General features: G+C 66.7%; 20 protein-coding genes and 1 pseudogene. 14 read left to right on the forward strand and 7 right to left on the reverse strand.

The window, feature by feature from the left end:
* Nucleotides 1-18: 18 nt before the first annotated feature.
* Nucleotides 19-855, reverse strand: coding sequence for an RNA-guided endonuclease InsQ/TnpB family protein (locus EBI04_RS11115; protein WP_240695301.1), 837 nt, complete (start codon nt 853-855; stop codon nt 19-21).
* A gap of 75 nt (nt 856-930) precedes the next feature.
* Here EBI04_RS11115 and EBI04_RS11120 point away from each other — a divergent pair, with 75 nt between their 5' ends.
* Nucleotides 931-2,055, forward strand: a complete 1,125-nt coding sequence (locus EBI04_RS11120; RefSeq protein WP_444545749.1) for a transposase — start codon at nt 931-933, stop codon at nt 2,053-2,055.
* Here the strand turns inward: EBI04_RS11120 and EBI04_RS11125 are convergent.
* The gene (locus tag EBI04_RS11125) at nt 1,964-2,359 is read right to left on the reverse strand and encodes an RNA-guided endonuclease InsQ/TnpB family protein (RefSeq protein ID WP_240695302.1); all 396 of its coding nucleotides are present in this window, start codon (nt 2,357-2,359) and stop codon (nt 1,964-1,966) included. The two genes, EBI04_RS11120 and EBI04_RS11125, sit on opposite strands and share 92 nt — an antisense overlap.
* Complete coding sequence (tnpA, locus tag EBI04_RS11130; RefSeq protein ID WP_135257508.1) at nt 2,352-2,768, reverse strand: IS200/IS605 family transposase; 417 nt, start codon at nt 2,766-2,768, stop codon at nt 2,352-2,354. The genes EBI04_RS11125 and tnpA overlap by 8 nt, the downstream gene beginning before the upstream one ends.
* A 178-nt stretch (nt 2,769-2,946) precedes the next feature.
* On the opposite strand from tnpA, the gene EBI04_RS11135 reads away from it, so the two are divergent.
* Nucleotides 2,947-4,446, forward strand: coding sequence for an SSO2105 N-terminal domain-containing protein (locus EBI04_RS11135; RefSeq protein ID WP_373277607.1), 1,500 nt, complete (start codon nt 2,947-2,949; stop codon nt 4,444-4,446).
* 10 nt (nt 4,447-4,456) lie between these two features.
* A pseudogene (locus EBI04_RS11140) lies at nt 4,457-5,256 on the forward strand (class II fructose-bisphosphate aldolase); the annotation flags it as partial.
* Between the two features lie 3 nt (nt 5,257-5,259).
* Here EBI04_RS11140 and EBI04_RS11145 read toward each other — a convergent pair.
* On the reverse strand, nt 5,260-5,778 hold the full coding sequence (locus EBI04_RS11145) for a Uma2 family endonuclease (RefSeq protein WP_135257510.1): 519 nt from the start codon (nt 5,776-5,778) through the stop codon (nt 5,260-5,262).
* Between the two features lie 22 nt (nt 5,779-5,800).
* Between EBI04_RS11145 and EBI04_RS11150 the strand changes: the two genes are divergently transcribed.
* The 6 genes from EBI04_RS11150 to EBI04_RS11175 all read left to right on the forward strand — a co-directional run bounded on the left by EBI04_RS11150 (nt 5,801) and on the right by EBI04_RS11175 (nt 11,656).
* The gene (locus EBI04_RS11150) at nt 5,801-7,072 is read left to right on the forward strand and encodes a thymidine phosphorylase (RefSeq protein ID WP_135257511.1); all 1,272 of its coding nucleotides are present in this window, start codon (nt 5,801-5,803) and stop codon (nt 7,070-7,072) included.
* A 25-nt stretch (nt 7,073-7,097) separates the two neighbouring features.
* The gene (locus EBI04_RS11155) at nt 7,098-8,012 is read left to right on the forward strand and encodes a M23 family metallopeptidase (protein ID WP_135257512.1); all 915 of its coding nucleotides are present in this window, start codon (nt 7,098-7,100) and stop codon (nt 8,010-8,012) included.
* Nucleotides 8,013-8,022: 10 nt separating this feature from the next.
* The gene (locus EBI04_RS11160; RefSeq protein WP_167481946.1) at nt 8,023-8,388 is read left to right on the forward strand and encodes a bactofilin family protein; all 366 of its coding nucleotides are present in this window, start codon (nt 8,023-8,025) and stop codon (nt 8,386-8,388) included.
* Between the two features lies 1 nt (nt 8,389).
* On the forward strand, nt 8,390-9,247 hold the full coding sequence (gene accD / locus EBI04_RS11165) for an acetyl-CoA carboxylase, carboxyltransferase subunit beta (RefSeq protein ID WP_135257514.1): 858 nt from the start codon (nt 8,390-8,392) through the stop codon (nt 9,245-9,247).
* Nucleotides 9,231-10,181 (forward strand): acetyl-CoA carboxylase carboxyltransferase subunit alpha, encoded by a 951-nt coding sequence (locus tag EBI04_RS11170; protein WP_135257515.1) that lies wholly within the window; start codon nt 9,231-9,233, stop codon nt 10,179-10,181. Before accD ends, EBI04_RS11170 begins: the two co-directional genes overlap by 17 nt.
* Nucleotides 10,182-10,249: 68 nt before the next feature.
* Nucleotides 10,250-11,656: a PEGA domain-containing protein gene (locus EBI04_RS11175; RefSeq protein ID WP_135257516.1), complete on the forward strand. Its 1,407-nt coding sequence runs from the start codon at nt 10,250-10,252 to the stop codon at nt 11,654-11,656.
* A gap of 55 nt (nt 11,657-11,711) precedes the next feature.
* Here the strand turns inward: EBI04_RS11175 and EBI04_RS11180 are convergent, their stop codons facing one another.
* Nucleotides 11,712-12,341, reverse strand: a complete 630-nt coding sequence (locus EBI04_RS11180; protein ID WP_135257517.1) for a DUF1648 domain-containing protein — start codon at nt 12,339-12,341, stop codon at nt 11,712-11,714.
* A gap of 22 nt (nt 12,342-12,363) precedes the next feature.
* Here EBI04_RS11180 and EBI04_RS11185 point away from each other — a divergent pair, with 22 nt between their 5' ends.
* The 5 genes from EBI04_RS11185 to EBI04_RS11205 all read left to right on the forward strand — a co-directional run bounded on the left by EBI04_RS11185 (nt 12,364) and on the right by EBI04_RS11205 (nt 16,444).
* The gene (locus EBI04_RS11185; protein ID WP_135257518.1) at nt 12,364-13,056 is read left to right on the forward strand and encodes an NTP transferase domain-containing protein; all 693 of its coding nucleotides are present in this window, start codon (nt 12,364-12,366) and stop codon (nt 13,054-13,056) included.
* Nucleotides 13,057-13,060: 4 nt separating this feature from the next.
* A complete protein-coding gene (locus EBI04_RS11190; protein ID WP_135257519.1) occupies nt 13,061-13,600 on the forward strand; it encodes a CBS domain-containing protein in 540 nt (179 codons plus the stop codon).
* 284 nt (nt 13,601-13,884) lie between these two features.
* Nucleotides 13,885-14,997, forward strand: coding sequence for a transposase (locus tag EBI04_RS11195; protein ID WP_135257947.1), 1,113 nt, complete (start codon nt 13,885-13,887; stop codon nt 14,995-14,997).
* On the forward strand, nt 14,994-16,103 hold the full coding sequence (locus tag EBI04_RS11200; RefSeq protein ID WP_240695304.1) for an RNA-guided endonuclease InsQ/TnpB family protein: 1,110 nt from the start codon (nt 14,994-14,996) through the stop codon (nt 16,101-16,103). Before EBI04_RS11195 ends, EBI04_RS11200 begins: the two co-directional genes overlap by 4 nt.
* A gap of 101 nt (nt 16,104-16,204) precedes the next feature.
* A complete protein-coding gene (locus EBI04_RS11205) occupies nt 16,205-16,444 on the forward strand; it encodes a ferredoxin (RefSeq protein WP_015716251.1) in 240 nt (79 codons plus the stop codon).
* A gap of 72 nt (nt 16,445-16,516) precedes the next feature.
* Here the strand turns inward: EBI04_RS11205 and EBI04_RS11210 are convergent, their stop codons facing one another.
* Both EBI04_RS11210 and EBI04_RS11215 read right to left on the reverse strand, forming a co-directional pair.
* Entirely contained in the window at nt 16,517-16,990 is a 474-nt protein-coding gene (locus EBI04_RS11210) for a GNAT family N-acetyltransferase (RefSeq protein WP_135257521.1), read from the reverse strand.
* 87 nt (nt 16,991-17,077) lie between these two features.
* On the reverse strand, nt 17,078-17,299 hold the full coding sequence (locus EBI04_RS11215) for a cold-shock protein (RefSeq protein WP_014516375.1): 222 nt from the start codon (nt 17,297-17,299) through the stop codon (nt 17,078-17,080).
* Between the last annotated feature and the right edge of the window lie 26 nt (nt 17,300-17,325).

Consider the following 17,325-nt stretch of genomic DNA (forward strand, 5'->3'; position numbering starts at 1 on the left):
AGCGGGGCTTCTCGGTTCTCATGGAACGGCCCTCGCCGTATCCATCCCCGAAGGCTCCGCCCGAGCCCTGGCCAGGATGTTCTGTGCGGCGGCCACGTCCCGATGCAGGGGAGTCCCACAGGCGGAACAGGTATACTCCCTGACCCACAGGGGCCTCTTCTCCCGGTGGCCGCACACCGGACAGTCCTGGCTCGTATACTTGGGGTCTACCCCCACGACCCGCCTACCAGCCTCTTCCGCTTTGTAGGCGAGGACAGAGAGGAACTGTGCCCAGCCCGCATCCAGCACCCCCTTGGCGGTGTGGCTTCGGGCCAGGCCGAGAACGTTCAGATCCTCGTGAACAATGGTGCCATATCGGTTGACCAGCCCCCTGGCCACCTTGTGGTGGAAGTCCTTGCGCTGGTTGGCGATCTTGCGGTGAAGCTTGGCCAGTTCCCTCTTCGCCTTCCTCCAGCGGGAGCTGCCCCTCTTTTTCCTGGAGAGCCCCCTTTGCTTACGGGCAAGCTTCGCCTGGGCCTTCTGGTAGTGCCTGGGCGCTTCCACCATTTCGCCCTCGGAGGTAACGAGGAAGTAAGGGTTGGTACCAAGGTCTATCCCGATGGCCGTGTGGTTTTCAGGAAGCGGTTGCGGCTCCACTTCGGAGACGAAGATTATGTACCAATGTTCCCCTTCCCGCTTGACCGTGGCGGTCTTGAGCCTCCCCTCCAGCGGGCGGTGAAGTTTCACCTTCACCGAGCCGATGCCGTGAATGAACACCCGCTTCCCGCCCTCCTGCACCTTGACCCCAGTACTCCCGGCCTGGGGGAAGGTAAAGCTGTCGTAGCGCCCCTTCCCCTTGAAGCGGGGATAGCTCAAAACTTGCACTTATCCACCCCCCGCATACCCATGCGCCAGGGGACCACTTGAAAAGGGCCGCCGGGTTCCCTTCGGATGAAGGGTGCCATGACCCAAACGGCCCATTCTCTACTCTGGACCCTCCTGGCCCTCCTGCCAACCCCCCACCTCCGCGAATCCCTCAAAGCGCTTCTTCTCCTCCTTCTCACCGGCCACGGCAAGGCCAGGCCCCAGCACAGCAAGACCAAGTCCCCTTCCGCCCTCTCCCGCTTCCTCAACCGCTATCCCTGGCCCACCCGCGCCCTCATCCGCCTGGCTCGCAAGAAGGCCCAGGAAACCCTCCACCGGGCCAGGCCCAGGCGGGGGCCCAAGCCCAGGCTCCTGGTGGTCCTGGACCTGGTCACCCTGGAGAAGCGGGGCCTCTTCCCCGCCTTGCCCCTCTCCTTTTTCCACGGCAAGTGGGGGCTCCACCTGGTGGTGCTCTATCTGGTGCTGGGAGAGCTGCGCATCCCCTGGGCCTACCGGGTGTGGCGGGGGAAGGGGGAGAAGGCCCTTTCCCTCCTTGCCCTGCGTCTTCTGGCCTCCCTGCCCCCCTGGATGCGCAAGTCCTTCCACCTTCGGGTGGTGGCCGATGCTGCCTTCGGCACCGCCCGGTTTCTTGTGGGGGTGCGGGGGTTGGGTCTGGAAGCGGTGGTGGGGATGCGGCGGGACCGAAAGACGCGGGAGGGGCTTCCCCTCTTTGGGCTCAGACGGCAGGGGAGTCGGGTGCATCTGCGGGGACTTCCCTTTCCCGTGTGGGTGAGCTGGTACCGCTATCCCTTACCCGGGGGAGGGTGGGAGTGGCGGTACGTGGTGGCCACCTTTCCTGCGGGGCCACGGACTGTGCTGGTGTGGGGGCGGCGGCGGTTTACCATTGAGCACTTCTTCCGCACGGTAAAGAGCGAGTTTTCCCTGGGGCGTTTTGGGCAGCGGACGGCCTTGGGGGTGCATCGGTTTCTGGTGCTGTCCTTCCTGGCTTACCTGCTGGCCCACTGGGTGAGGCTAGCTCCAGACGGGAGAGGTCTTTCTTGGCGGGAGGCTGGGTGGGCAGCGGCGCGCCTGCTGCTGCCGGAGGTGGTCTTGCGGGTCCTCATGGCCGAGCTGGGAGCTTTGGGTCTTTGGCCCCCGCCTGCGGGGGGAAGGGGGTGTTCATGCAGGGTATTCGGGAGGTGCAAGTTTTGAGATAGCCGGGCTTCTGTCCCTGTTTTACCCGCCGGAAGAACCCCTGGAAGGCCCTGTCCACCCGCTGGATCACCTCCTGGAGAACCTGGGAGTGGATGCCTTTGTACTCCGGCAGGTCCCTGCGGATCACGGGAAGATGGCGCTTCTGCTCGTAGAAGCCCACCGCCTTGCCCGCCTTGCGGTAGGCATCCCTACGTTCCTGCAAGGCGGCGTTGTAGAGCTGGCGGCAGAGCTCCAGGGTGCGCTCCAGGTCCCGGGCCTGGGGCCTGGTGGGGTAGAGGCGGTACTTGAAGGCTTTAAGCATCGTCGCCCTGGTGTTTGCGCTGGGACTCGATGTAGCGCTCTATCACCGTAGCCGAGATGTTCCCGGCGCTGCCCACGTAAAAGGAAGGCGTCCACAAATGACCGCCGCCCTCGCCCCGTCGCAGCTTCGGAAACTCCTTCAGGATGCGCCGAGCCGATACGCCTTTCAGAATCTTCGCCACGTCCGAGGGCGACCACTTGGGCGGTGCGGACACGAAGATGTGGACGTGGTCGGGCATGATCTCCATTCCCAGCACTATCCAGTCCCGCTCGGCGCAGATTTCCCGCAATACCTGCATCAGCCTTTCGCGCACCTCGCCAAAGAAGACCTGCCTGCGATACTTGGGGGTGAACACCAGATGGTAGTTCAGATTGTAATGCGAATGGCGTGTGGTGCGTTCTTCAGGCACGTGTATATGATAGCACATCCGCAATTATGCTATGTCCGCCTCCGGCGGACGTGGGGGAGTCCATGTATCCCCGGTTTGAAAACCGGGGGATTATAGCTCCCCCACGCCCCCTCTTTTCTCTAAGGACGTCTACACCGGCCTGGAGGCCCTTCTCGTCTTCCCCGACCACGGGGACTACGTGGCCACCCTCGACCTCATGCGCCGCTTCTCCTCGGCGGTGCGCTACGGGTACAAGAGGCTCCTTGAAGGTGAGGACCGCAAGGAGCTCAAGCGGGAAGATGGCCCCCTGTGCACCCTCTTCCACCTCAACACCCGCTACGCCGACGACGCCCTCCTGAAGGCCCAGGCCCTCCTCACCGCCCAAAGGGAGCTGGGGGAGAACCCCCGCAAGGTGGTCTTCGGGGGGAGGAGGCTCTTTACAGACCTGGCCCGCCTCAAGCGGAGCAACCTCCCGCTCTATGAGCGGAAGAAGGCGGAGTGGAGGGAAAGGCGCAAGGGCACCCTCTACGCCCGTGGGGACCGGAGCAAGGGCGGCAACCTCAACCTCCGCCTCGTGGTGCGGGAGGGAAGCCTTTGGCTCCGGGTCAACCTGGGAGACCGCTACGCCTGGGCCCTGGTGAAGACCTCCCACCCTAGGCTCCAAGAGCTTCTGTCCCGGGTGTATGCGGAGCAGTCCTACAACGTGGAGCTTTCCTTGCGGGAGGGGAAGGTCTACGCCCTCTTCTCCTGGGAGGAGGAGCTTCCCCCCCTCTCCCTCACCCCTGAGGGGGGCGTCCTGGCCCTGGACGTCAACGCCGACCCCTACGGGCTGGCCCTGGCGGTGGTGAACCCGGACGGGAGCCTGAGAAGGCACCTCACCCTGTCCCTGGAGGGAGTAGACCAAGCCCCCAACCGGGGGGCCAAGGAGATCTTCCTCTGGCGGATGGCCCACCAAATCGTCTCCCTGGCCCAGGAGGAGGGGGTAGCGATCGCCACGGAACGGCTGAAGCATCTCCCCAAAGGGAGAAGAGGGGACGGCTCCGGCAGAAGATTCCGCCGCCAAGCCCACCGCTTCGCCTACCGCTCCCTCCTGGGGAAGGTGCACGCCTTGGCCCGGAAGCGGGGCATCCAGAGCCTGGAGGTGAACCCCCAGGACACCTCCACCATTGGGATGCTGAAGTATGCCCCCCTCCTGTCCTTGTCCAAGGACGTGGCCGCGGCCTACGTGATTGGCCGGAGGGCCTTGGGGTTCAAGGAGGAGATCCCCAAACCCCTGAAAGCCCTCCTCCAGGACCCCTCCTTTCACGACCGCACCCGCCGCTTCTACGAGGGGCGGATAGCCCAGCTCAAGGAGCGGTACCGTGAGGAGAAGAACCCCTACCTCAAGCGCAGGCTCGGGCGGGAGCTTGCCCAGATGAAGAGAGCTCTCACCACCCTTCCAAGCCTTCAGGGTGGGCCAGGCGGCCCTGTGGGGGCTACCGCGGGAAGGAACCCCCAGGGCATCCACGCCTGGCGAGCCCTGAGGGTAGGCCTTTTCCTTCCCCTCCTTGGGCAGAAGGTACCGAGGGATCTCTCCCCTCTCAAGCCCATCCTGTTGGGATCGTGGGAGGGGTGGAAGGGAGGCTCAGACCCTCATCCTGGTGGGGGGTCGGCTGCTGCGGATGCCCACCTACGTGTGGGGGTGGGTAGTGGTGGCTAGAGTTGACCAGGTGAGGAGCCCGGTGATCCTGGCCCTCTCCGAGGGGGCCATGAAGTACGGGGGCCGGGCCCTGACCCGCATGGTGGTGGCCCTGGCCCAGGAGGCCCGGGTGTCCGTGGCGGTCCACCTGGACCATGGCTCGGGCTACGAGAGCGTGCTAAAGGCCCTCCGGGAGGGCTTCACCAGCGTCATGATCGACAAGTCCCACGAGGACCTTGAGACCAACGTTCGGGAGACCCGGCGGGTGGTGGAGGCGGCCCAGGCGGTGGGGGTCACGGTGGCGGCGGAGCTTGGCCGTCTGGCCGGCATCGAGGAGCACGTGGCCGTGGATGAGAAGGACGCCCTCCTCACCAACCCCGAGGAGGCCCGCCTCTTCATGGAGCGCACCGGGGCACACTACCTGGCGGTGGCCATCGGCACCAGCCACGGGGCCTACAAGGGGAAGGGGCGGCCCTTCATCGACTTCCCCCGCCTGGAGCGGATTGCCGGGCTGGTGGAGGCCCCCCTGGTCCTGCACGGGGCAAGCTCCGTGCCCCCTGAGCTCATCGAGCGCTTCCGCGCCGCCGGGGGGGAGATCGGGGAGGCAGCGGGCATCCACCCCGAGGACATAAGGAAGGCCATCGCCATGGGCATCGCCAAGATCAACACCGACACCGACCTACGCCTGACCTTCACCGTCCTCATCCGGGAGGGCCTCCAGAAGAACCCCAAGGAGTTTGACCCCAGGAAGTACTGGGCCCGGCCCGGGAGGCGGTGAAGGAGGTGGTGAAAAGCCGCATGGAGCTCTTCGGCTCCGCGGGGAAGGCGTAGCCGCTAGGGCCAGGCCACCCGCACCCCGGGGAAGTGAAGGGGCTCCGCCTCCTCCCCGGGGAGGAGCACCCGGTGTTCCGTGTAGAGGCCCTCTTTGGGGGCGCGGAAGATATGGAGGCGATTTCCCTGGAGGTCCAGAAGCCACACCTCGGGGATGCCCGCTTGGGCGTAGAGGGGGAGCTTCACCTCCCGGTCGTACTCCAGGCTGGCATCGGCCACCTCCACCAGGAGGAGGACGTCCTCAGGGGTGGGAAGGCTTTCCCAGTAGTCCTTGGGCTTGAGAAGGGCGATATCGGGCTGGGGCTCGGAGCCCGGGGGCAGGCGCACGGGATTTTGCGGCCAGACGCGGGCTTGATCCCCCAGGGCCTGGGCGAACCGGGTCACCAAACGGGCTACCACCTCGGCGTGCCTAGGACCAATAGGGCTCATCTGGTACACCTCCCCATCCAGAAGCTCCACCCCCGCGACCCCTTGGAAGAGGCGCTCGAACTCCTCGATGCCAAAGCGGTACCGCTGGGCCATGGCCTTAGCGTAGCATGGGCCCATGAACCCCGTTTTCTTCATCCGGGAAAAGCGCGAAGGGGGAAAGCATCGCCGGGAGGACCTCGAGGCCTTCCTCCTGGGCTACCTGCGGGAGGAGGTGCCGGACTACCAGGTGGCGGCCTGGCTCATGGCGGCCTTTTTGCGGGGCCTGGACCCGGAGGAAACCCTCTGGCTCACGGAGACCCTGGCCTACTCCGGGAAGGTGCTGGACCTCTCGGGCCTGCCCCACCCCGTGGACAAGCACTCCTCGGGAGGGGTGGGGGACAAGGTGAGCCTGGTGGTGGGGCCCATCCTGGCGGCCAGCGGGTGCACGGTGGCCAAGATGTCGGGCCGGGGCCTGGCCCACACCGGCGGCACCATCGACAAGCTGGAGTCGGTGCCGGGCTGGCGGGGGGAGATGACCGAGGCGGAGTTTTTGGCGCGCGCCCGGCGGGTGGGCCTGGTCATCGCCGCCCAAAGCCCCGACTTGGCCCCCCTAGACGGGAAGCTCTACGCCCTCAGGGACGTGACCGCCACGGTGGAGAGCATCCCCCTCATCGCCAGCTCCATCATGAGCAAAAAGCTGGCCGCTGGGGCGAGGAGCATCGTCTTGGACGTGAAGGTGGGCCGGGGGGCCTTCATGAAGACCCTGGAAGAAGCCCGCCTCCTGGCCAAGACCATGGTGGAGATCGGCCGGGGGGCGGACAGGCGGGTCCGGGCGGTGCTCACCAGCATGGAGGCCCCCTTGGGCCGGGCGGTGGGGAACGCCATAGAGGTCCGGGAGGCCATAGAGACCCTTAAGGGGAAGGGGCCGCAAGACCTCCTGGAGGTGGCCCTGCGCCTTGCGGAGGAGGCCCTTAGGCTGGAAGGCTTGGACCCGGGCCTGGCCCGGGAGGCCCTGGAGAGCGGGAGGGCGTTGGAGCGGTTCCGGGCGTTCCTCGAGGCCCAGGGGGGGGACGGGCGGGTGGTGGAGGACCTTTCCCTTTTGCCCCTGGCGGAGGAACACCCCTTCCTGGCAGAGGACGAGGGCGTGGTGGTGGAGGTGGACGCCTACCGGGTGGGCCTGGCCGTCTTGGCCCTGGGGGGCGGGCGGAGGAAGAAGGGGGAGGCCATCGACCACGGGGTGGGGGTCTACCTCCTGAAGCGGCCCGGGGACCGGGTGGCCAGGGGCGAGCCCCTGGCCCTGGTCTACCACCGAAGCCGGGGCTTGCAGGAGGCGTTGGACCACCTGCGCGCCGCCTTCCGCCTGGGGGCGGAGGCCAGGCCCCTGCCCCTGATCCTGGACGTGGTCTGAAGGCCCCCCTGGTATACTCCTCAGGATGAAGCGGCGGCCCGTGCGCTACACCCTCCTCCTGGCCCGAAGCGGCGGGGGGAGCCGCGCCCTTTCCCTGCCGGGGTGGGCCCTTCTCCTCCTCCTCGCCCTCCTGGGCTTGTGGACCGGGGCCAACCTCTACTTTTGGCAAAAGAGCCGGGAGGCCCGGGCCCTCGAGGCCCGCCTCCAGGCCCTTTCCCAAGAGGCCCGGAGGCTTTCCCTGGCCCTGGAGGCGGAGAGGGCCAAAAACGGCACCCTCACCGAGGAGGCCAGGCGCACCCAAAAGGAGCTGGAGGCCCTCAAAAAGGCCATCGAAGAGCTCCGCCGCCGGGCGGGGCTTTCTCCCCTAAATGCCCTTCCTGTGCGCTACCAGGAGGGCGGGAAGGGAGGGGCTTCCTCCCCAGAGGAGGCCCTGGCCCTCTGGGGGGAGGTGCGGGCGGGGGTTCTGGACCTGCAGCACCAGCTTAAGGAGGTGGCCCCCGCCCTGGAGCGGACCCTGGAGGTGGAGCAAAGCCTCCCCCGGGGCCTGCCCCTAAGGGGGTACGAGGGGATCACCTCCTTCTTCGGCATGCGGAAAAACCCCTTCGGCCTGGGGTACGAGTTCCACGACGGCCTGGACTTCGCCGCCCCCTACGGGGCCCCCGTCTACGCCACGGGAAGCGGGGTGGTGGCCCGGACGGGGTGGATGGGGGCCTACGGCCTGGCGGTCCTCCTGGACCACGCGGAAGGCTACCAGACCCTCTACGGCCACCTCTCCCGGCTGGCGGTGCGCCCGGGGGAGCGGGTGGAGCGGGGGCAGGTCCTGGGCTACGTGGGTTCCACGGGCCGCTCCACGGGGCCGCACCTGCACTACAGCGTCTATCGCCAAGGCATTCACGTGGACCCCAGGCCCTACCTTTCCCCTTCCTGGGCCTCCCGGTAAAATGGGGCGGATGTTTGGCCGCAAGCAGGGGGGAACCCTCACCTATCTGGGGCCGGACACCGAGGTCCTGGGGGACCTGAAGGCCAAGGGCCAGGTGCGCATCGATGGCCTGGTGAAGGGCTCGGTTTACGTGGAAGGGGAGCTGGAGGTGGGCCGCACCGGCCGGGTGGAGGGAGAAAGGGTGGAGGCCCAAAGCGTCCAGATCCACGGGGAGGTGAAGGCCGACCTGGTGGCGGAGAAGGTGGGCCTTTCCAAGACGGCCCGCTTCACCGGCACCGTGCGGGCCCAGGCCCTGGACGTGGAGGCGGGGGCGGTCTTCATCGGCCAGAGCCTGGCGGGGGAGACCAAGGCCCTCGAGGCTCCCAAGGAGGTGTAGCGTGGCCCTAGAGCGGCTTTTCCGAAGAAAAAGGCCCAGCGGGGGAAACCGGGACGTCCCCGAGCTCTGGACCAAATGCGAGGCCTGCGGGGCCCAGCTCTACAAGAAGGAGTTCCGGGAAAACCTCTACGTCTGCCCCAAGTGCGGCCACCACCACCGCATGCCCACTTCCGAGCGGGTGGCGATGCTGGCCGATGCCGGCACCTTCCAGGAGACCACGGGGCTTAAACCCCTGGACCCCTTAGGCTTCGTGGACACCAAGCCCTATGCGGAAAGGCTCAAGGCCTACCAGGAGGAAACCGGCCGCCAGGACGCCATCCTGGGGGGTACCTGCGCCATCGGCGGGGTGCCGGCGGTCCTGCTGGTCATGGACTACGCCTTCGCCGGCGGGTCCATGGGGAGCGTGGTGGGGGAGGAGATCGCCCGGGGGGCGGAGCGGGCGGCGGAGGAGGGAAGGGCCTTGGTGATCGTGGCCGCCTCGGGCGGGGCCAGGATGCAGGAGGCGGCCCTTTCCCTCATGCAGATGGCCAAGACGGTGATGAGCCTGGACCGCCTTTGGGCAAAGCGCCTTCCCTACGTTTCCATCCTCACCGACCCCACCACCGGGGGGGTTACCGCCAGCTTCGCCGCCTTGGCCGACGTGATCTTCGCCGAGCCGGGGGCCCTCATCGGCTTTGCCGGGCCCCGGGTCATCCGCCAGACCATCCGCCAGGAGCTTCCCGAGGGCTTCCAGCGCGCAGAGTTTTTGCTGAAGCACGGCATGGTGGACCGGGTCACGGACCGCAGGCGGCTCAAGGCCGAGCTGGTCCGGGTTCTCCGCCACCTGCACCCTGGGGTACCCTATGGCGCTGGAGTTTGAGAAGCCCATTCTGGAGCTGGAAAGGCGCATCGCCGAGCTCAAGGAGACCGCCCGGTCCACGGGGGTGGACCTCGAGGCGGAGATCCGCCTCCTGGAGGAGCGCCTGGCCCGGCTCAAGCAGGAGATCTACGGCAACCTCACCGCCTGGCAGAGGGTACAACTGGCCCGCGCCCCTGGACGGCCCACCACCTTAGACGTCCTGGAGAAGGCCTTCCAGGACTTTTTAGAGCTCCACGGGGACCGGGCCTTCGCCGACGATCCCGCCATCGTGGGGGGGCTCGCCTATTTGGAGGGGCAGAAGGTGGTGGTGGTGGGCCACCAGAAGGGGCGGGACACCAAGGAAAACCTCTACCGCAACTTCGGCATGCCTCACCCCGAGGGCTACCGCAAGGCCATGCGCCTCATGGACCTGGCGGACCGGTTCGGTTATCCTTTCCTCTCCTTCATCGACACGCCGGGGGCCTACCCGGGAGTTTCCGCGGAGGAGCGGGGCCAGGCCTGGGTCATCGCCCAGAGCCTCCAGCGCATGAGCCGCCTTAAGGTGCCCGCCATCGCCCTCATCCTGGGGGAGGGGGGCAGCGGGGGGGCCCTGGCCATCGGGGTGGCCAACCGGGTCCTCATCATGGAAAACGCCTGGTACTCGGTGATCAGCCCCGAGTCCTGCGCCGCCATCCTCTGGCGGGATGCCAAGGAGGCCCCCAAGGCCGCGGAGGCCTTGAAGCTCACCGCAAGGGACCTCCTGGCCCAGAAGGTGGTGGACGCCATCATCCCCGAGCCCGAGGGCGGGGCCCACAAGGACCCCCTTAGGGCCATCCAGAACATCAAGGAAGCCCTTCTCAAGACCCTCGAGGAGCTCAAAGGGCTTTCCCCAGAGGCGCTCTACCAGGACCGCTACCGCCGCTTCCGCACCCTTGGGGCCTACGCCGAGTCTTAAGGGGCCTTGTCCCTTTTCCCTCAGGCTTTTCACAGGGAAGCTTTAGCCTGAGGGCGGAGGTGAGGAGCATGCGGAAACTCCTTTTGGCCATCCTGGGTTTGGGGGCGGTTTTAGCCCAGCAGATAAGCCCCCAGGGGATCATCGTGAATCCCGTGCCCACCGACCTGCAGGTCAAGGTCTGGGTGGACAAGGACCCCGGGAAACGGGGAGGGGCGGTTTATCAGATCGGTGAGCCCATCTTCATCTACGTGAACGTGAACCAGGATGCCTACGTCTACCTTTTCAACATCAACGCCGACGGCAAGATCGACCCCATCCTGCCCAACGCCTTCGAACGGGGTAACTTCCTCCGGGCCGGGGAAACCCGGCGCTTTCCCCCGGAAGGGGCCCGCTACCGCTACACGGTGACGGGTCCCGAGGGTGAGGACCGCATCCTGGCGGTGGCGAGCAAGCGCCCCCTTTCCCTGGGGGAGATCCTGGATGTGGAGCGCAACCAGGTGCGGGTCCAGGGGGCGGAGGGCTTAGCCCGGGCGCTTTCCATCGTGATTGAGCCCATCCCCGACAAGGACTGGGTCACAGACGTGGCCCGCTACTTTGTGGGCCGGGTCACGGCTCCCCCTCCCACCCCGGCTGCGGCCACCCTGGTGGTGGACTCGAGGCCTGCCGGCGCCGAGGTCTACCTGGATGGGCGGCTTTCCGGGCGCACCCCCGTTAGCCTCCAGGTGAACCCGGGCCGGCACGAGGTGGAGCTTAGGCTTTCCGGCTACCAGCCCTACCGGGTCACGGTGAATCCCAGGCCTGGGGAAAGGGTCCAGGTCTTCGCCCAGCTGGTGTCGGAGCCCAGGCAGGGGACCCTGGCCGTTACCTCCAGCCCTTCCGGGGCGGAGGTGTACGTGGAAGGAGCCCTCAGGGGCCGCACGCCCCTTTCCTTAAGCCTGCCCGAGGGGCGGTATGCGGTGGAGCTTAGGCTTTCCGGCTACGAGCCCTACCAGGCCACGGTCCAGGTGCGAAGGGGCGAGACCACCCGGCTGGACGTGCGCCTTAACCCTATCTCTCGCACCGGCACCCTTCTTCTTGAGTCCAGCCCCACAGGAGCCGAGGCCTACGTGAACGGCGCTTTCCGGGGCCGCACTCCCTTAAGGGTTACCCTCGAGGCCGGTCTCCATGAGGTGCGGGTCCTGGCCCCCGGCTACGGGGAGTACCGGGCCCAGGTGGAGGTGCGCCCCGGGGAGTCCGTGAGGCTTTACGTGGAGCTCGTGCCGGTGCGGGCGGTGTTGGAGCTTTACCTGAACGTGGAGGCCCGGGTCTTCCTGGATGGGGAGGAGGTGGGGGTGGCCAAGGGGGGCTACCTGCGCCTCGAGGCGCCCTTCGGCGAACACGAGCTCACCCTGGTGGCCCCCGGCTACCGCACCCTGGTGCAGGAGATCCGCGTCACGGGCAATCAGGTGCTGCGGCTTACCCTCAGGCCCCTTTAGGGCCGGGGGGTGGCGATGCCGAAGGCAGGGTAGGGGCCCTGGGGGGTCATCCCCCCTAGGCCCCTTTCCACCGGGCCAGGTAGGAGAAGAGGACCAGGTACACCCCCACGGCCAGAAGGGCGGCCAACCAAACCCAAAGCCAGCCTCCCCCCAGAAGGGCCGCCAGCCAGGCCAGAAGGCCCAAGAGGGCGAAGGCCAAGCCCGCCTGGCGATGGACCCTCTGCCACACCTCCGGGTCTTCCAGGGTCCAGGGGGTGCGCACCCCGGCCAGGTGGTTGGGGGGCAGGCGGGGAAGGAGGAGGCCCAGGACGAGAAAGACCAGGCCCACCGCCCCCAGGAGGGCCCGCGCCACGGGGAAGGGGCGGCCCTGGGCGTGGCTCCAGGCGGCGTAGAGGAAAGCCCCTTGCAGGAGGGTGAAGGTCCAGACCACCGCCGCCAGAAGCCAGGGCCAGACCTTGGGGGCTTGTCCTCGGAGCTTGGGGTCTAGCCTCGGGGCCAGGGCCAGGAAGGGGTAGAGGAGGGTGAGCACGAGGGGGAGGAGGAAGACCTCCATCCGGCTTCCGTAGCGGGTCACCTCCCCCTGAGCGTTCCAATGGGCGGGGATCCTCTCCGGGAGCTGCGAATAGACAAAAAGGGTGAGGGCCCAGATGAGGAGGAGGCCCAGGGGAGCAAGCCATTTGGCCATGCCCTCAGGGTAGCATGGGGGGGTGGAAGCCATCGTCCTGGGAGGCGGCGAGGAGGCTTGGGCACGGAAGTACGGGGTCCGGAGCAAGGCCCTGGTGCCCTACCGGGGAAGGCCCCTGGCGGAGTGGGTGCTTTCCGCCTTGAAGGAGGCGGGGCTTTCCGTGGTCTACGTGGGGAAGAACCCGGGGCTAAACCCCTCTCCTCGCTTGACCTTGCCGGACAGGGGAAGCCTGCTTGGGAACCTGGAGGCAGCCTTAGAGCAGGTGGAGGGACGGGTCCTGGTGGCCACCGCCGACCTTCCCCACCTCACCCCGGAGGCGGTGCGCTTCGTCTTGGAGAAAGCCCCGGAGGCCGCCTTGGTCTACCCCATCGTGCCCAAGGAGGCGGTGGAGGCCCGCTTTCCCCACACCCGGCGCACCTACGCCCGCTTGCGGGAGGGGGTGTTCACCGGGGGGAACCTCGTCCTTCTGGACAAGGGGCTTTTCTACCAGGCCCTGCCCCTGGCCAAAAAGGTGGTGGCCCTGAGGAAAAGCCCCTTGGCCCTGGCACGGCTCATCGGTCTGGATATCCTTTTTAAGCTTCTCCTGGGGCGGCTTTCCCTCCCCGAGCTGGAGGCGCGGGCGAAGAGGATTTTGGGGGTGGAGGCCAGGGCCCTCCTCACCCCCTATCCCGAGGTGGGGGTGGATGTGGACCGGGAGGAGGAACTGGTAAGCTAAGCCCATGCGCACGGTGAAGGAACTCCGGCTGGCCGGGCTTTTCGCTTATCTGGCCGCCTTGGTGCTGGGCCTTCTCTTCTCCTACCTCCTGCACTCCCTTCTCGGGGGTGGGGGCAGGCTGGGGTGGGAGAACTTTAACTTTACCGGCCTCCTGGAGGGGCTGGGGTTTCTCCTCTTCTTCACCTTCGCCCTCTATGTGGCCAAGAAGGCGGTGCGGGTGCCCTGCACCACCCTGCTCACCGCCGGCCTCCTCTGGCCCATCCCGGCCCGCCTTCTGGCGAGGCCCCTGCCCCGGGTGGAAGCCCTCGAGGCCTACGAGGGCCGGGGGGTGGCCCTGCTGGTGCACGAGGGGCGGCCGGTGGGGCTGCTGGGCCTCTCCGACCACATCCTTCCCCTGGAGGAGGTGCCCAGCGTGGAGGCCGAGGTGGCGGTGAGCGAGCTTTCCCCCCTCTTCCTGCGGCAGCCCTTGGTTCTGGTGGTCAAGGGGGAGGAGGTGGTGGGGGCCATCTCCCGGGAGGCCTTCTTCCGGCACCTGGGGGCCTAGAGAAAAGAGGGGCGTGGGGGGGCTATAATCCCCCGGTTTTCAAACCGGGGATACATGGACTCCCCCACGTCCGCCGGAGGCGGACATAGCATAGTGGGCTGCGGATGCGCTAGCATATACACGTGCCTGAAGAACGCACAGCTTACGGGGATGGCGCCGAGAATGCGTAAGGCTTTCAAGTACCGCCTCTACCTCAAAACTTGCACTTATCCACCCCCCGCATACCCATGCGCCAGGGGACCACTTGAAAAGGGCCGCCCGGTTCCCTTCGGATGAAGGGTGCCATGCACCAGACGGCCCAAGCTCTACTCTGGACCCTCCTGGCCCTCCTGCCAACCCCCCACCTCCGGGAGTCCCTCAAAGCGCTTCTTCTCCTCCTTCTCACCGGCCACGGCAAGGCCAGGCCCCAGCACAGCAAGACCAAGTCCCCTTCCGCCCTCTCCCGCTTCCTCAACCGCTATCCCTGGCCCACCCGCGCCCTCATCCGCCTGGCTCGCAAGAAGGCCCAGGAAACCCTCCACCGGGCCAGGCCCAGGCGGGGGCCCAAGCCCAGGCTCCTGGTGGTCCTGGACCTGGTCACCCTGGAGAAGCGGGGCCTCTTCCCCGCCTTGCCCCTCTCCTTTTTCCACGGCAAGTGGGGGCTCCACCTGGTGGTGCTCTATCTGGTGCTGGGAGAGCTGCGCATCCCCTGGGCCTACCGGGTGTGGCGGGGGAAGGGGGAGAAGGCCCTTTCCCTCCTTGCCCTGCGTCTTCTGGCCTCCCTGCCCCCCTGGATGCGCAAGTCCTTCCACCTTCGGGTGGTGGCCGATGCTGCCTTCGGCACCGCCCGGTTTCTTGTGGGGGTGCGGGGGTTGGGTCTGGAAGCGGTGGTGGGGATGCGGCGGGACCGAAAGACGCGGGAGGGGCTTCCCCTCTTTGGACTCAGACGGCAGGGGAGCCGGGTGCACCTGCGGGGACTTCCCTTTCCCGTGTGGGTGAGCTGGTACCGCTATCCCTTACCCGGGGGAGGGTGGGAGTGGCGGTACGTGGTGGCCACCTTTCCTGCGGGGCCACGGACTGTGCTGGTGTGGGGGCGGCGGCGGTTTACCATTGAGCACTTCTTCCGCACGGTAAAGAGCGAGTTTTCCCTGGGGCGTTTTGGGCAGCGGACGGCCTTGGGGGTGCATCGGTTTCTGGTGTTGTCCTTCCTGGCTTACCTGCTGGCCCACTGGGTGAGGCTAGCTCCAGACGGGAGAGGTCTTTCTTGGCGGGAGGCTGGGTGGGCAGCGGTGCGCCTGCTTCTGCCGGAGGTGGTCTTGCGGGTCCTTATGGCCGAGCTGGGGGCTTTGGGTCTTTGGCCTCCGCCTGCGGGGGGAAGGGGGTGTTCATGCAGGGTATTCGGGAGGTGCAAGTTTTGAGCTACCCCACCAGGCCCCAGGCCCGGGACCTGGAGCGCACCCTGGAGCTTTGCCGCCAGCTCTACAACGCCGCCTTGCAGGAACGCAGGGATGCCTACCGCAAGGTGGGCAAGGCGGTGGGCTTCTACGAGCAGAAGCGCCATCTTCCCGTGATCCGCAGGGACCTGCCGGAGTACAAAGGCATCCACTCCCAGGTTCTCCAGGAGGTGATCCAGCGGGTGGACAGGGCCTTCCAGGGGTTCTTCCGGCGGGTAAAACAGGGACAGAAGCCCGGCTATCCCCGCTTCAAGGGGAGGAATCGCTACGACAGCTTTACCTTCCCCCAGGCCGGGAGTACTGGGGTCAAGGTGCAGGAGGGCGGGAAGCGGGTGTTCATTCACGGCATCGGCTCGGTGAAGGTGAAACTTCACCGCCCGCTGGAGGGGAGGCTCAAGACCGCCACGGTCAAGCGGGAAGGGGAACATTGGTACATAATCTTCGTCTCCGAAGTGGAGCCGCAACCGCTTCCTGAAAACCACACGGCCATCGGGATAGACCTTGGTACCAACCCTTACTTCCTCGTTACCTCCGAGGGCGAAATGGTGGAAGCGCCCAGGCACTACCAGAAGGCCCAGGCGAAGCTTGCCCGTAAGCAAAGGGGGCTCTCCAGGAAAAAGAGGGGCAGCTCCCGCTGGAGGAAGGCGAAGAGGGAACTGGCCAAGCTTCACCGCAAGATCGCCAACCAGCGCAAGGACTTCCACCACAAGGTGGCCAGGGGGCTGGTCAACCGATATGGCACCATTGTTCACGAGGATCTGAACGTTCTCGGCCTGGCCCGAAGCCACACCGCCAAGGGGGTGCTGGATGCGGGCTGGGCACAGTTCCTCTCTGTCCTCGCCTACAAAGCGGAAGAGGCTGGTAGGCGGGTCGTGGGGGTAGACCCCAAGTATACGAGCCAGGACTGTCCGGTGTGCGGCCACCGGGAGAAGAGGCCCCTGTGGGTCAGGGAGTATACCTGTTCCGCCTGTGGGACTCCCCTGCATCGGGACGTGGCCGCCGCACAGAACATCCTGGCCAGGGCTCGGGCGGAGCCTTCGGGGATGGATACGGCGAGGGCCGTTCCATGAGAACCGAGAAGCCCCGCTCTGAAGAGCGGGGAGTCGTCACGCGGTTGACAAAGGGCTTTCTCCCCTAAAATAGGGGGGAGCGGTAGCTCGGGAGGTGAAGGATGCCGCACGTGATCTGTGAACCCTGCATCGGCGTAAAGGACCAGTCCTGCGTGGAGGTCTGCCCCGTGGAGTGCATCTACGACGGGGGGGATCAGTTCTACATCCACCCCGAGGAGTGCATCGACTGCGGGGCCTGCGTACCCGCCTGCCCGGTGAACGCCATCTTCCCCGAGGAGGATGTTCCCGAGCAGTGGAAGTCTTACATTGAGAAGAACCGCAAGCTGGCCGGCTTGGGCTAGGGGCTTGGGTCCAAAATGGGCTTAGGGTTTGGGTGCGCCCCGCCTGGGCTCTCGCCCGGGCGGGGCGCTAGGTTATAGCTCCCGCACGTACCAGCTCAGGGTGGGGCCCCCGTCCTTCACGTGACGGAAACCCTGGGCCTGGAAGAAGGCCTTGGCCCGGGCGTTGTTGCCGTAGACCACCGCATAAAGCCGCTCGGCCCCCGTCAGGTGGTGGAGGAGGTGTTCCAGGGTCCTTCGCCCCAGGCCCTGTCCCTGGCGGTCTTCCCGGATGAGGAGGAGGCTTAGGGTGGCGTCCTCAGGCTCAGGGTAGCGGAGCTTGTAGTCCAGGTAGCCCACCGCCTCCTCCTCCAGGAAGAGAAGGAAGGCCCGGCGGCGCTCGTCCTTCTCCAGGGTGGCCAGGTCCCGGGCCACGTCCTCGAGGGTCGGGGGTTCCATACCGATCAGGGCGAAGTACCCGGGGCTTCGCAGGAAGAGCTGGTGCAGGAGGGGAGCATCCTCTGGGAGCACCGGGTGTAGGCTCAGGTTAAGGGTCCGCATCCCTCCCATGCTACCGGCTGGGGTCTGAGAAAGAGGTGATAGGTTCCCCAAAAGGAAACCGCCGTGGGGGGGACCCACGGCGGTCCGGGTTGCCCTTTACCTGCGGGCCGGCTCCACCACGGTGACGTTCACCGCCTGGGGGCCCTTGCCGTTCTTGCCCGGCTCCACGTCAAAGGTGACGATGTCGCCCTCGTTCAGGGTGCGGAACCCCTTGGCGTTGATGGCGCTGAAGTGGACGAACACGTCCGTGTCGCCCTCGCGCTCAATGAAGCCGTAGCCCTTCTCCGCATTGAACCACTTTACCCGACCCTTCTGCATACCGCTCCTTCTCTTCCGAGCCCCAA

It is taken from the genome of Thermus caldilimi (genome assembly GCF_004684245.1).
Lineage (GTDB): Bacteria > Deinococcota > Deinococci > Deinococcales > Thermaceae > Thermus > Thermus caldilimi.